Genomic DNA, 13,580 nt, shown 5'->3' on the forward strand with positions numbered 1-13,580 from the left:
GGGGCTTTTCGATTTTGCTTGTCTGGCTCCACGACCTGGACTCGAACCAGGGACCCAGTGATTAACAGTCACTTGCTCTACCAACTGAGCTATCGCGGAATGGCGTGTATGTTACTGATTCAAAAAGAGAAGTCAAGCATCCCTTGGCAACTTGATGAATTCATGGGGACGGACGGTGGTTTATCGACCCCGGGCGGTTACCAGAATCGCCTCAGAGGTCTACCATGGCCGCCCGGAAGTGGTTACACGCGCTGCCGGCCATTCGCCGAAAAGGTACGTGCCATGAATCACCCAGTCCTCACCTCTCCAAACAACGGGGTGTTCGCATGAGCATCGCTCAGATCAGCTTGCCCAAAGGTGTCGGCCCGCACGCCGAGAAGCTGTTTGACGCAATCACTCAGGCCAGCACCGCTGATGACTTGAACCGCGCGGGCGGCAAGGCTGAAGGCTTTGTTCTTGGTCTGGAAAGCGCCAAAGCGATCAAGAGTCAGGTCGCTGAATCGCTCTACGTCGCCTATGACGATGCCGCCAGTCAGCGTGCGACCGAACTGGCTTAACCGCCGAAGGTGACCGTGGCGAGCATCAGCTTGGCGTACAGCATCGTGGCGGCCAGTTGCACCAGCCACAAGGCCAGGCCGCCGAGAAATACGCCAGCGGCCACTTGCAGCACCAGGTTGTTACCGCGTTTGGCCGGTGTGCGAGGGACGAAATGGTCCAGCTCGTCACGGTCGGCGCGTAGGTCATCGTTTTTCATGTGGGCTCTCTTCAGAATTCTCGGGTGTACACATAATCTGTAGGAGCGAGGCTTGCCCGCGAAGGCGTCATCACTGACGCTAAAAGCTTCGCGGGCAAGCCTCGCTTCTACAGGTGCATCGTTGTGTGGAGTTTAGAGGGCGCCGATAGCGCTTTGACACTTATCAGCGACAAATAAAAAAACGGGAAGCCCCAAGGCTTCCCGTTTTTCATACCGCGCGAGACTCAGATCACCGCAACGATGGCCTTGGTCACTGCATCAATGTTGCTTTGGTTCAACGCCGCCACGCAGATGCGGCCAGTATCCAGGGCGTAGATGCCGAACTCGCTGCGTAGACGAGTGACTTGCTCAACCGTCAGGCCGGAGTAGGAGAACATGCCGCGCTGACGACCGACGAAGCTGAAATCACGCTGTGGTGCGTTTTTCGCCAGCAAGTCCACCATCTGAATGCGCATGCCGCGAATCCGCAGGCGCATTTCCGCCAGTTCTTCTTCCCACTGAGCACGCAGTTCCGGGCTGTTCAGCACGGCGGCGACGATGCTTGCACCGTGGGTGGGCGGGTTGGAGTAGTTGGTGCGGATCACGCGTTTGACTTGCGACAGCACGCGCGCGCTTTCTTCTTTCGATTCGCTGACAATCGACAGGGCGCCAACGCGCTCGCCGTACAGCGAGAAGGATTTTGAGAACGAGCTGGAAACGAAGAACGTCAGGCCCGATTCAGCGAACAGGCGCACGGCAGCGGCGTCTTCGTCGATGCCATCGCCAAAACCCTGGTAGGCCATGTCGAGGAACGGCACGTGACCTTTGGCTTTCACCACGTCCAGGACGTTGTTCCAGTCCGCCGGGCTCAGGTCCACGCCGGTCGGGTTGTGGCAGCAGGCGTGCAGCACAACGATGGAGCCAGACGGCAGGGCGTTCAGGTCTTCGAGCAGGCCGGCACGATTGACGTCGTGGGTCGCGGCGTCGTAATAGCGGTAGTTCTGCACCGGGAAACCGGCGGTTTCGAACAGGGCGCGGTGGTTTTCCCAGCTCGGGTCGCTGATTGCCACGACGGCGTTCGGCAGCAGTTGCTTGAGGAAGTCGGCACCGATTTTCAGGGCGCCCGTGCCGCCAACGGCTTGGGTGGTGATGACGCGGCCAGCGGCGATCAGTGGCGAGTCATTGCCAAACAGCAGTTTCTGTACGGCCTGGTCGTAGGCAGCAATGCCGTCGATCGGCAAGTAGCCACGGGACGCGTGTTGAGCGACGCGAATCGTCTCGGCTTCGACAACGGCGCGCAGGAGTGGAATTCGCCCCTCCTCGTTGCAATAAACACCGACCCCCAGGTTGACCTTGGTGGTACGTGGATCGGCGTTGAATGCTTCGTTGAGGCCCAGGATTGGATCGCGTGGTGCCATTTCGACAGCGGAGAACAGGCTCATTTTTGCGGCGGCTCTGAATGGAGTATGGAGGGACGTGTCGCGCTCCAGCCGAATGCACTAGAGCGGTGCACAAACGGGGAGCTAGTATAGAGGCCATCTGCGATTGATGGCGACAGACGATTCGGCTTTTAGGTGAAGTTTTTTCGATTATTTTTCGACCGTTAGTCGAATGTCGGCATCAAAGACTTCAAGGGATGTAGGACGTTTGCCTTGAAAGCGCAGGCAATCGGCTCCACATTGAGCACAATCCAGTTTTTTCCTCGGGCGACGTCAGTCGTTTGCGGCCTTTCTCGTTGCTGCCGGTTTGACCGCGCTGGCGCGATATCAGAGGTATACATGTCTGAATTCCAGCTAGTCACCCGCTTCGAGCCCGCCGGCGATCAGCCGGAAGCCATCCGCCTGATGGTCGAGGGCATCGAAGCCGGGCTGGCGCACCAGACGTTGCTCGGTGTGACCGGCTCGGGCAAGACCTTCAGCATCGCCAACGTGATTGCCCAGGTGCAGCGCCCGACTCTGGTGCTGGCGCCGAACAAGACCCTGGCCGCGCAGTTGTACGGTGAGTTCAAGGCGTTTTTCCCGAACAACGCCGTCGAATACTTCGTTTCCTACTACGACTACTACCAGCCCGAAGCCTATGTGCCGTCGTCGGACACCTTCATCGAGAAAGACGCCTCGATCAACGACCACATCGAGCAGATGCGGCTGTCCGCGACCAAGGCGCTGCTGGAACGCAAGGACGCGATCATCGTCACCACGGTGTCGTGCATCTACGGTTTGGGCAGTCCGGAAACCTATTTGAAGATGGTGCTGCACGTGGATCGCGGCGACAAGCTCGATCAGCGCGCGTTGTTGCGTCGCCTGGCGGACCTGCAATACACCCGCAACGACATGGATTTTGCCCGGGCGACCTTCCGGGTGCGCGGCGATGTGATCGATATCCACCCGGCGGAATCCGACTTCGAAGCGATCCGCATCGAACTGTTCGATGACGAAGTCGAGAGCCTGTCGGCCTTCGATCCGCTGACCGGCGAAGTGATCCGCAAGTTGCCGCGTTTCACCTTCTACCCGAAAAGCCACTATGTGACGCCACGGGAAACCCTGCTGGGCGCCGTCGAAGGAATCAAGGTCGAATTGCAGGAGCGCCTGGATTACCTGCGTTCCAACAATAAACTTGTTGAGGCCCAGCGCCTGGAGCAGCGCACCCGTTTCGACCTGGAGATGATCCTCGAGCTGGGTTATTGCAACGGTATCGAAAACTACTCGCGCTACCTGTCGGGTCGTGATTCCGGCCAGGCGCCGCCGACGTTGTTCGACTACCTGCCGGCCGACGCCTTGCTGGTGATCGACGAATCCCACGTCAGCGTGCCGCAGGTTGGCGCGATGTATAAGGGCGACCGTTCCCGTAAAGAGACACTGGTGGAATACGGCTTCCGCCTGCCGTCAGCGCTGGATAACCGGCCGATGCGTTTCGACGAGTTCGAAAACATCAGCCCGCAGACCATTTTTGTCTCAGCCACACCGGGCAACTATGAGGCGGAACACGCCGGTCGCGTGGTCGAGCAACTGGTGCGCCCAACCGGCCTGGTGGACCCGCAAATCGAAATCCGCCCGGCGCTGACCCAGGTCGACGATTTGCTCTCGGAGATCGGCAAGCGCGTGGCGTTGGAGGAGCGGGTGCTGGTCACGACCCTGACCAAGCGCATGTCCGAAGACTTGACCGATTACCTGGCCGACCACGGCGTGCGGGTGCGTTACTTGCACTCGGACATCGACACGGTGGAGCGGGTCGAAATCATTCGCGACCTGCGTCTGGGCACGTTCGATGTGCTGGTGGGGATCAACCTGCTGCGTGAAGGCCTGGACATGCCGGAGGTGTCGCTGGTGGCGATCCTCGATGCGGACAAGGAAGGCTTCCTGCGCTCCGAGCGCTCGTTGATCCAGACCATTGGCCGGGCGGCGCGCAACCTCAATGGTCGAGCGATTCTCTATGCGGATCGCATCACCGGTTCCATGGAGCGGGCGATTGGTGAAACCGAGCGGCGTCGCGACAAGCAGATCGCCTTCAACCTGGCCAACGGCATCACGCCCAAAGGCGTGTTCAAGGACGTGGCCGACATCATGGAAGGCGCCACCGTGCCGGGTTCGCGCAGCAAGAAGCGCAAAGGCATGGCCAAGGCCGCCGAGGAAAGCGCCAAGTACGAAGCCGAATTGCGCTCGCCGGGCGAGATCGCCAAGCGCATTAAAGCCCTGGAAGAGAAGATGTACGCGCTGGCGCGGGATCTGGAGTTTGAAGCAGCGGCGCAGATGCGCGATGAGATTGGCAAGTTGCGGGATCGGTTGATTACTGTCTGAGATTTGCAGTGAGTGTGCGGGCTTCTTCGCGGGCAAGCCTCGCTCCTGCAGGTTTTGCGTCGTTCACATTTCGCGGGCGCGCCACAAACCTTGTAGGAGCAAGGCTTGCCCGCGAAGGCGACCGAAAGATCACCACCGCAATCGGGGCTAGTGCGCCTCGCCAGCCTTGAGCCCAGCCGGCAACGCCTTGGTCAACAACACCGCAATCATGCTGATTCCCAGCGCAATCCCGACAAAATGAAACGCATCGTTGTACGCCATGATCGAGGCCTGCTGATGCGCAATCTCGCTCAGCTTGCCCAGCGCCGCCGTCTCACTGCCAAACCGGTCCGTCATCGACGCCATTCGCTCCGCCACCTGCGGATTGCTCGGCACGATGGATTCGCGCAAGTAGTCAAAATAGGTCTTTGTCCGTGCATCCAGCAACGTGGCGAGGAGGGCGATGCCGATCGCGCCGCCGAGGTTGCGCAGGATGTTGAACAGACTCGACGCCGACCCCGCGTCCTGCGGCAGGATGTAAGCGGTGGCGATCAGCGAGATGGTCACCATGATCAGCGGCTGGCCCAGCGCCCGGATGATCTGGATCTGATTGAACTGCGGCCCGGCAAAGTCCGGGTTCAGCACTCCCGAAGAAAAACTCGCCAACCCGAACAGCCCGAAGCCCAGCGTGCACAGCCATTTCGGCGACACGTATTTCATCAGCTTTGGCACCAGCGGAATCAGGAACAGCTGCGGCACGCCCATCCACATGATCACTTCGCCGATTTGCAGGGCGTTGTAGTTCTGGATCTGCGCCAGGTACAGCGGCAGCAGGAAGATCGAGCCGTACAAGCCGACGCCCATCCCGAGGCTGGAAATACTCGATAAACCGAAGTTGCGATTACCCAGGATGCTGAGGTTGATCAGCGGATTGGGCTTGGAAAACTGCACGATCACAAAGGTGATCAAACTGACCAGCGCGATGCTGCCCAGGGTCACGATCAGGTTCGACTCGAGCCAGTCCTTGCGATGGCCTTCCTCCAGGAATACCTGCAAGCAACCGAGGCCGACGCCGAGCGTGAGGATGCCCATATAGTCAGTACTTTTCAGCAATTCCCAGTGCGCTTCTTTCTTCTCCAGGCCATACATCAGGCCGGCGATCATGATCAGGCCTGGCGGTATGTTGATGTAGAAAATGTACTCCCAGCCCCAGTTTTCCGTCAGCCAGCCGCCCAGCGTCGGGCCGATCGAGGGCGCGAACGTCGCGGTCATGGCGAACATCGCCATGCCTTTGGCGCGGTGGTGTTCCGGGAGTTTGATCAGGGTGAGGGTAAATGCCAGCGGAATCAGTGCGCCGCCGGTGAAGCCCTGTAACGCGCGGAAAATGATCATGCTCTCCAGGCTCCAGGCCATGGAGCAGAGCAGGGAGGCGGCGAGAAATCCCAATGAAACCCAGACTGCCAGGCGTCGCGCCGACAGCAGCTGCACCAGCCACGCGGTCAGCGGGATCATGATGATTTCCGCCACCAGGTAGGAGGTGGAAATCCACGAGCCTTCTTCCAGGGTCGCCGACAATGCGCCCTGAATGTCCTTGAGCGACGAGTTGGTGATCTGGATATCCAGCACGGCCATAAAGGCGCCGAGCATCACGCTCATCACCGCAATCCAGTCGCGTCGGGTCGGTTCGCCAATCGGGCGGATCAGTTGGTCACCGGCCATCGTCAGGGGCGTCTTCGATGTTCACTTTGGCGGTGACCGACATCCCTGGGCGAATCTTGCCGTGCAGCGGGTTGTCCGCGGCGAAGGTCAGTTTGACTGGAATCCGTTGTACGACTTTGGTGAAGTTGCCTGTGGCATTGTCCGGCGGCAGCAGGCTGAACTGCGCGCCCGAGGCGGCGAACAGGCTGTCGACCCGTGCATTGATCGGTGTGTCGCTGTAGGCGTCGAAGGTCAGCGTGGCTTTCTGGCCGGGCTGCATGTGGCCGATCTGGGTTTCCTTGAAGTTGGCCTGAATCCAGATGTCCTGGTCCGGGACGATCGACAGCAGATAAGCGCCGGCCTGCACGTATTGGCCTTGGCGAGCGGCGCGCTGGCCGATCAGGCCGCTGATGGGGGCGTGGATTTCGCTGCGTGTCAGGTTCAGTTCGGCCTGGGCGAGGTCGGTTTTGGCGTTGGCGATCATGGCATCGAGACGCTTGATTTCGGCGCTCAGGGAGTTGACTTGTTGGCGCTGACTTTGTGCGTCGGCCTGGGCCTTGGTCACTTGCGAGCGGGCTATGTGGTTGTCGGCGGAGAGGGTGGTCACCCGCTCTTCCGAGACGTAACCGGGTTTGCGCAGTGTTTGCGCGCGGGACAAGTCGATCTGCGAACGCCCAAGGCTCGCCTGGCTGGAGGCGACTTGCGCCTCGCTGGCGGCGATCAGGCTGGCTTGCTGGGTCAGCTTGCTTTGTGCCTGCAAACGTTCGGCTTGTCGGGTAGCGAGGGTGGCATTGGCGCGGTCGACGGCGAGGTGGAAGTCATCGCCTTCGAGCTTGATCAACAACTGACCTTTCTCGACGTGCTGATTGTCCTGCACCAGCACCTGATCGATGCGCGCGCCCAATTGGCTTGAGACACGGGTGATCTCGCCCTGGACATAGGCGTTGTCGGTGCTTTCATAAAACCGCCCCTTGAAGAACCATTGGGCAAAAAAGCCCCCGGCAATCAGCAGGACGATCAGCAGGAAAATAGACAGGCGTCGCTTGAGTTGGGCAGGCATGGGGCAGACTGTAGTCGAGAAATTGTAAGGAAAGTTATCAGCAGATGAATCTGGCATACAGTCCATGGTGGGTAAATGCCATCGGCTGATAATCCGTCATTCATCGCGGCTCAGGCCCGTTGTAGGCGCAACCTTGGCTTAAATGCCCTGCTGACTGGAGCCGGGCGGGTGTCGCCTGTTACCATTCGCCCTTTGTTTTATCTTCATTTCGAGACTTGCCATGACCACCGTCCGCACGCGCATCGCGCCATCGCCTACCGGGGACCCCCACGTAGGTACCGCTTACATCGCTTTGTTCAACTACTGCTTTGCCAAGCAGCATGGCGGTGAGTTCATCCTGCGGATCGAAGACACCGACCAGTTGCGTTCGACCCGGGAATCCGAACAGCAGATTTTCGACGCCTTGCGCTGGTTGGGTATCAACTGGAGCGAAGGTCCGGACGTTGGCGGCCCGCACGGCCCGTATCGTCAAAGCGAACGCGGCGACATCTACCAGAAGTACTGCCAGCAGTTGGTCGAGATGGGCCACGCCTTCCCGTGCTTCTGCACCGCCGAAGAGCTGGACCAGATGCGCGCCGAGCAAATGGCTCGTGGCGAAACCCCGCGTTATGACGGTCGTGCGCTGTTGCTGTCTGCGGATGAAGTCGCGCGCCGCCTGGCCGCCGGCGAACCGCACGTGATCCGCATGAAAGTGCCGAGTGAAGGCGTTTGCGTAGTGCCGGACATGCTACGTGGCGACGTGGAGATCCCGTGGGATCGCATGGATATGCAAGTGTTGATGAAGACCGACGGCCTGCCGACGTACTTCCTGGCCAACGTGGTCGACGACCACTTGATGGGCATCACCCACGTTCTGCGCGGTGAAGAGTGGCTGCCATCGGCGCCGAAACTGATCCTGCTTTATGAATACTTCGGCTGGGAACAACCGGAGCTGTGCTACATGCCGCTGCTGCGTAACCCGGACAAGAGCAAGCTGTCCAAGCGCAAGAACCCGACCTCGGTGACGTTCTACGAGCGCATGGGTTTCATGCCGGAAGCGATGCTCAACTACCTCGGCCGCATGGGCTGGTCGATGCCGGACGAGCGCGAGAAGTTCTCGCTGCAGGAAATGGTCGATCACTTTGACCTGAGCCGCGTGTCCCTCGGCGGGCCGATTTTCGACATCGAAAAACTGTCTTGGCTCAATGGCCAATGGCTGCGTGATTTGCCGGTGGAAGAGTTCGCTTCGCGCCTGCAAACCTGGGCCCTCAATCCTGAATACATGATGAAGATCGCCCCGCATGTGCAGGGCCGCGTCGAAACTTTCAGCCAGGTTGCACCGCTGGCCGGTTTCTTCTTCGCCGGTGGCGTGAACCCGGACGCAAAGCTGTTCGAGTCGAAGAAACTCTCGGGCGACCAGGTGCGTCAGCTGATGCAACTGATTCTGTGGAAGCTGGAAAGCCTGCGTCAGTGGGAGAAAGACAGCATCACTGCGACGATTCAAGCCGTGGTCGAATCCCTTGAGTTGAAGCTGCGTGACGCCATGCCGCTGATGTTTGCTGCGATCACTGGCCAGGCCAGCTCGGTGTCTGTGCTGGATGCGATGGAGATCCTCGGTCCGGACCTGACGCGTTTCCGTCTGCGTCAGGCCATTGACCTGCTGGGCGGTGTGTCGAAGAAGGAAAACAAGGAGTGGGAAAAACTCCTGGGCAATATCGCCTGATTCCCACTGTTCTCTGTAGCAGCTGCCGAAGGCTGCGTTGGGCTGCGCAGCAGCCCCTTATGGCAGCAACACAATCTGTCTGAAAGGGCGGGGTGGCTGAATCGCGAGTGCTGCGCACTCGAACGCAGCCTGCGGCAGCTGCTACAGGAACGGATACAGCCTCGGATTTACGGGGTTTGGCGGTAAGTGATTGTTATGTCGGCAAAAAACTTTGAAATATTTTAAAAATAAGTTTGACAGCTTTCCGAAGCGCCATTAAGATTCGCCCCGTCCTCAGCGATGAGGGGCTATAGCTCAGCTGGGAGAGCGCTTGCATGGCATGCAAGAGGTCGACGGTTCGATCCCGTCTAGCTCCACCAATTTACACTTCAAGGTCTGGCCACACCGGCCTTGAAGCGATCAACACTCAGCGTTGATCTGTTGTATAGAAGGGTTTGCGTCCCCTTCGTCTAGTGGCCTAGGACACCGCCCTTTCACGGCGGTAACAGGGGTTCGAGTCCCCTAGGGGACGCCAGTTTTACAGAAGCGATGTTGCAAGATGTCGCTCCGCCGCGAGGCGAAAAATCCGGGGCTATAGCTCAGCTGGGAGAGCGCCTGCATGGCATGCAGGAGGTCAGCGGTTCGATCCCGCTTAGCTCCACCAATTTTACAGTTCAAGGTCTGGCCACACCGGCCTTGAATCGATCAGCTCTCAGCACTGATCAGTTGTATAGAAGGTTTTGCGTCCCCTTCGTCTAGTGGCCTAGGACACCGCCCTTTCACGGCGGTAACAGGGGTTCGAGTCCCCTAGGGGACGCCACGATTACCCGCTCTGCGGGATTTTATAGGGGTCATTCAATTATTGAATGGCCCTTTTGTTTGTCTGGCGTTTGGCCAAATCACCTAATTCTTTCAAACTGTTCTTCAGACCAGCGGTCACGTCCACGACTTGCGTAAAATTATTATGAGAATAATATTCTAGTCGTAATATTCGGAGGCAACGATGAACGATAAAAAAGCTCAAACCCGTGAACGCATTCTCAAGGCCGCCAGCGCAGCGCTGATTCAGCGCGGCCCGGCCGAACCGAGCGTGGGCGAAGTGATGGGCGCAGCCGGCCTGACGGTTGGCGGCTTCTATGCGCACTTCGAAAGCAAGGACGCCATGATGCTGGAAGCGTTCAAGCAACTGCTCGGTCACCGCCGTGGCTTGATCGCCGACATGGACGCCGAATTGACCGGCGAAGAGCGTCGCGCGTTGGTGGCTGCGTTTTACCTGTCACGCAAACACCGTGATTCCTCGGATTCAGCGTGCCCGATCCCGGCGTCTGTCGGTGAGTTGGGGCGCCTGCCGGACGCGTTTCGCGTGGCGTTGAATGAGCATGTGGAAATGATGGTCGCGCAGTTGGCGGCCAGCCCGGAAGACACCGACAAAGCCTTGGCCGACATGGCCTTGATGGTCGGTGGTCTGGCTCTGGCGCGGGCGCTGGGGCCAGGAGAGTTGTCCGATCGATTGCTGCGCGCTGCCAAGTCGGCGGTGCTATGACCTGAAGGCATTGGCCTGAGGAGTGAGAGCGATGAGCACGTTGAAGTGGGTTCGTGGCGTTAATGGCACCTTGGGCTGGTTCGCACCGAAACTGGTCGCGAGCAAAATGCGATTGGCGTTCATGACGCCGCGAGAGCTACCACCGCGTGACTGGGAATTGCCGCTGCTGGCGAAATCCGAACGGATCACCTTGCGCTTCGGCCTCTCGGCGCTGCGCTGGGGGCAAGGTCCGGCCGTGCTGCTGATGCACGGTTGGGAAGGGCGGCCGACGCAGTTTGCGAGTCTCATCACGGCGCTGGTCGATGCCGGCTACACCGTCGTAGCGCTGGACGGTCCTGCTCATGGTCGCTCACCGGGCAGCGAAGCGAATGTCGTGCTGTTTGCCCGGGCCATGCTCGAAGCGGCCGCCGAGTTGCCGCCGCTGCAAGCCGTCATTGGCCACTCCATGGGCGGTGCCAGTGCGATGCTCGCCGTTCAGTTGGGCTTACGCACCGAAACCCTGGTCACCATCGCCGCACCGGCGCGGATTCTCGGGGTGTTGCGCGGTTTTGCCCGCTACGTGCGGCTGCCGCCCAAAGCGCGTTCCGCGTTTATTCGCCAGGTCGAGAAAGACGTCGGCATGCGCGCTGCAACGCTGGATGTCGCGCACTATCAGCTCGACATGCCGGGGCTGATCGTCCACGCCGAAGATGACTGCTATGTCCCGGTCAAGGAATCGCAGCTGATCAACGAAGCCTGGTTCGACAGCCGTTTGTTGCGCCTGGAGAGGGGCGGTCATCAGCGGGTGCTGGCCGATCCTCGGGTGATTGATGGCGTGTTATCACTGCTGGCCGGTCGCAGCCTGCAATCGCGCCAATCGGCCTAAGCATCCGTTACACTGCCCCGGTCGACATCATCTGACCGGGAGTGGGGCATGGGCTGGGATCGGGCAACGCCATTTATCATTGATCTGGAAGTCGGCGCCGAGGACATCGACGGGCTGGGGCACGCAAACAACGCGGTGTACGTGACCTGGCTCGAACGCTGTGCCTGGCGCCACTCGCAACGGCTTGGCCTGGACCTGGTCGAATATCGTCGGCTGGATCGGGCGATGGCGGTGGTGCGGCACGAGATCGATTACCTGGCCGCCGCCTATGAGGGCGATGAATTGCAATTGGCGACCTGGATTGTCGATTGGGATCAGCGCCTGAAAATGACCCGCCACTTCCAGTTGAAGCGCCCCAGCGACAACACCACGTTGCTGCGTGCGCAAACCACCTTCGTCTGCATCGAACTGTCCACGGGCAAGCCCAAGCGCATGCCGGCCGAGTTCATTGAAGGCTACGGCCCGGCGTTGCAAGTTCCAAGTTGACGCGATCCTGTGGCGAGGGAGCTTGCTCCCGCTGGAGTGCGAAGCGGTCCCTTGCAATGGAGAGTGCTACGCACTCTAACGGGAGCAAGCTCCCTCGCCACAGAGGCAGATGCAAGTCTTTCGACAGAGAATCCAGTAAACTGCCGCACGTTTTTCGTCGAGTGTGTTTTTCATGCAAATTGCTTTGGCGCCCATGGAGGGGTTGGTCGACAACATCCTGCGGGACGTGCTGACTCGTGTGGGCGGTATCGATTGGTGCGTGACCGAGTTCATTCGGATCAACGATCAACTGCTCACGCCTGCCTATTACCACAAGTTCGGCCCGGAATTGCTGACCGGCGCCCGCACTGCATCCGGCGTACCGCTGCGGGTGCAGTTGCTCGGCTCCGATCCGGTGTGCCTGGCAGAAAACGCCGCGCTGGCCTGCGAGCTAGGTTCCGAAGTCATCGACCTGAACTTCGGCTGTCCGGCCAAGACGGTCAACAAGTCCCGTGGCGGCGCCGTCCTGCTTAAAGAACCCGAGCTGCTCAACGAAATCGTTGAGCACGTCCGCCGCGCGGTGCCGGCGCACATTCCGGTCACCGCGAAAATGCGCCTGGGCTTCGACAGTCCGGACGGTTCGCTGGTCTGCGCAACAGCGCTGGCCGAGGGCGGCGCGGCGCACATCGTGGTGCACGCGCGGACCAAAACCGACGGTTACAAGCCACCTGCTCATTGGGAATGGATCCCCCGCGTGCAGGAAGTGGTCAAGGTTCCGGTGTTCGCCAATGGCGACATCTGGAGCGTTGAAGACTGGCGCCGTTGCCGCGAGATCAGCGGCGTGGAAGACATCATGCTCGGTCGCGGCCTGGTGTCGCGTCCGGACCTGGCTCGGCAAATCGCAGCTGCGCGGGCCGGTGAAGCAGTGGTCGAGATGACGTGGGCCGAGTTGCTGCCATTGATCCAGGACTTCTGGCTGCAAGCCAAGGCGCAGATGACAGCACGCCAATCGCCGGGTCGTTTGAAGCAATGGCTGGCGATGCTGACCCGCAATTATCCTGAGGCCGTGGAGCTATTTACCGTGTTGCGTCGAGAGACTGAACTGGATCAAGTTTCGCGTTTGTTGGGGCTACAGGTGTCGGAAGCGGCCTGAGAAAAAACTGAAAAAAAATCTGAAAATAATCTCTTGAAATGCAATCGGCGATCCCTATCTAGGGATTACGCGATGCCGAATTCGGGTCGCGGAGACAAAAAACCTTGCTGATTGTTTTCAGGAGATTTGAACCATGACTACTGCATTTTCCCTGGCCCCGCTGTTCCGTTCCTCGGTTGGCTTCGACCGTTTCAACGACCTGTTCGAAACCGCCCTGCGCAACGAGCCAGGCAGCACCTACCCACCCTACAACGTTGAAAAAAACGGTGATGACCAATACCGCATCGTCGTGGCGGCAGCCGGTTTCCAGGAAGAAGACCTGGATCTGCAAGTCGAGAAGGGTGTGCTGACCATCAGTGGCGGCAAACGCGACGCCACCGAAGGTGTGACCTTCCTGCATCAAGGCATCGCACAGCGCGCCTTCAAACTGTCCTTCCGTCTGGCGGACCATATCGAAATCAAGGCCGCCGGCCTGAGCAACGGTTTGTTGAGCATCGACCTGTTGCGGGTGATTCCGGAAGAGGCAAAAGCCAAACGCATCCCGATCAACGGGACGCAAAAACCCGCTCTGCAGTAACGAGTCAGGGCCATGAGAAGGGCGCCATTCGG

At 59.6% G+C, this 13,580-nt stretch carries 12 protein-coding genes and 5 tRNA genes; 12 read left to right on the plus strand and 5 right to left on the minus strand.

Annotation, left to right across the window (positions count from 1 at the left end):
* Nucleotides 1-23: 23 nt before the first annotated feature.
* A tRNA-Asn gene (locus ACA051_RS11190) sits at nucleotides 24-99 on the minus strand.
* A gap of 227 nt (nucleotides 100-326) precedes the next feature.
* Here ACA051_RS11190 and ACA051_RS11195 point away from each other — a divergent pair.
* Entirely contained in the window at nucleotides 327-557 is a 231-nt protein-coding gene (locus ACA051_RS11195; protein WP_010456061.1) for a hypothetical protein, read from the plus strand.
* Here ACA051_RS11195 and ACA051_RS11200 read toward each other — a convergent pair.
* A complete protein-coding gene (locus tag ACA051_RS11200) occupies nucleotides 554-754 on the minus strand; it encodes a hypothetical protein (protein ID WP_010456060.1) in 201 nt (66 codons plus the stop codon). The two genes, ACA051_RS11195 and ACA051_RS11200, sit on opposite strands and share 4 nt — an antisense overlap.
* Nucleotides 755-978: 224 nt before the next feature.
* The gene (locus ACA051_RS11205; protein WP_497309772.1) at nucleotides 979-2,175 is read right to left on the minus strand and encodes an amino acid aminotransferase; all 1,197 of its coding nucleotides are present in this window, start codon (nucleotides 2,173-2,175) and stop codon (nucleotides 979-981) included.
* Nucleotides 2,176-2,511: 336 nt separating this feature from the next.
* Between ACA051_RS11205 and uvrB the strand changes: the two genes are divergently transcribed.
* Nucleotides 2,512-4,527, plus strand: a complete 2,016-nt coding sequence (gene uvrB, locus ACA051_RS11210; protein WP_497309774.1) for an excinuclease ABC subunit UvrB — start codon at nucleotides 2,512-2,514, stop codon at nucleotides 4,525-4,527.
* Nucleotides 4,528-4,674: 147 nt separating this feature from the next.
* Here uvrB and ACA051_RS11215 read toward each other — a convergent pair whose 3' ends face one another.
* Nucleotides 4,675-6,225 carry an MDR family MFS transporter gene (locus tag ACA051_RS11215; RefSeq protein ID WP_497309776.1) on the minus strand — a complete coding sequence of 517 codons (1,551 nt, stop codon included), beginning with the start codon at nucleotides 6,223-6,225 and terminating at the stop codon, nucleotides 4,675-4,677.
* Nucleotides 6,215-7,264 (minus strand): HlyD family secretion protein, encoded by a 1,050-nt coding sequence (locus ACA051_RS11220; protein ID WP_497374776.1) that lies wholly within the window; start codon nucleotides 7,262-7,264, stop codon nucleotides 6,215-6,217. The genes ACA051_RS11215 and ACA051_RS11220 overlap by 11 nt, the downstream gene beginning before the upstream one ends.
* Nucleotides 7,265-7,484: 220 nt before the next feature.
* On the opposite strand from ACA051_RS11220, the gene gltX reads away from it, so the two are divergent.
* From gltX to ACA051_RS11270, 10 genes are all read left to right on the plus strand, one after another.
* Nucleotides 7,485-8,966, plus strand: a complete 1,482-nt coding sequence (gene gltX, locus ACA051_RS11225; protein WP_497309780.1) for a glutamate--tRNA ligase — start codon at nucleotides 7,485-7,487, stop codon at nucleotides 8,964-8,966.
* A 283-nt stretch (nucleotides 8,967-9,249) separates the two neighbouring features.
* Nucleotides 9,250-9,325 (plus strand) — tRNA-Ala (locus ACA051_RS11230).
* A gap of 79 nt (nucleotides 9,326-9,404) precedes the next feature.
* A tRNA-Glu gene (locus ACA051_RS11235) sits at nucleotides 9,405-9,480 on the plus strand.
* Between the two features lie 53 nt (nucleotides 9,481-9,533).
* A tRNA-Ala gene (locus ACA051_RS11240) sits at nucleotides 9,534-9,609 on the plus strand.
* Between the two features lie 80 nt (nucleotides 9,610-9,689).
* A tRNA-Glu gene (locus tag ACA051_RS11245) sits at nucleotides 9,690-9,765 on the plus strand.
* A 183-nt stretch (nucleotides 9,766-9,948) separates the two neighbouring features.
* On the plus strand, nucleotides 9,949-10,488 hold the full coding sequence (locus ACA051_RS11250; protein WP_008151286.1) for a TetR/AcrR family transcriptional regulator: 540 nt from the start codon (nucleotides 9,949-9,951) through the stop codon (nucleotides 10,486-10,488).
* A 31-nt stretch (nucleotides 10,489-10,519) separates the two neighbouring features.
* On the plus strand, nucleotides 10,520-11,353 hold the full coding sequence (locus ACA051_RS11255; protein WP_497309782.1) for an alpha/beta fold hydrolase: 834 nt from the start codon (nucleotides 10,520-10,522) through the stop codon (nucleotides 11,351-11,353).
* A 48-nt stretch (nucleotides 11,354-11,401) separates the two neighbouring features.
* A complete protein-coding gene (locus tag ACA051_RS11260) occupies nucleotides 11,402-11,839 on the plus strand; it encodes an acyl-CoA thioesterase (protein ID WP_017337624.1) in 438 nt (145 codons plus the stop codon).
* Nucleotides 11,840-12,011: 172 nt separating this feature from the next.
* On the plus strand, nucleotides 12,012-12,971 hold the full coding sequence (locus ACA051_RS11265; RefSeq protein ID WP_219095870.1) for a tRNA dihydrouridine synthase: 960 nt from the start codon (nucleotides 12,012-12,014) through the stop codon (nucleotides 12,969-12,971).
* A 133-nt stretch (nucleotides 12,972-13,104) separates the two neighbouring features.
* Entirely contained in the window at nucleotides 13,105-13,548 is a 444-nt protein-coding gene (locus ACA051_RS11270) for an Hsp20 family protein (protein ID WP_497374778.1), read from the plus strand.
* Nucleotides 13,549-13,580: the final 32 nt, after the last annotated feature.

It is taken from the genome of Pseudomonas sp. LBUM1669 (genome assembly GCF_059695705.1).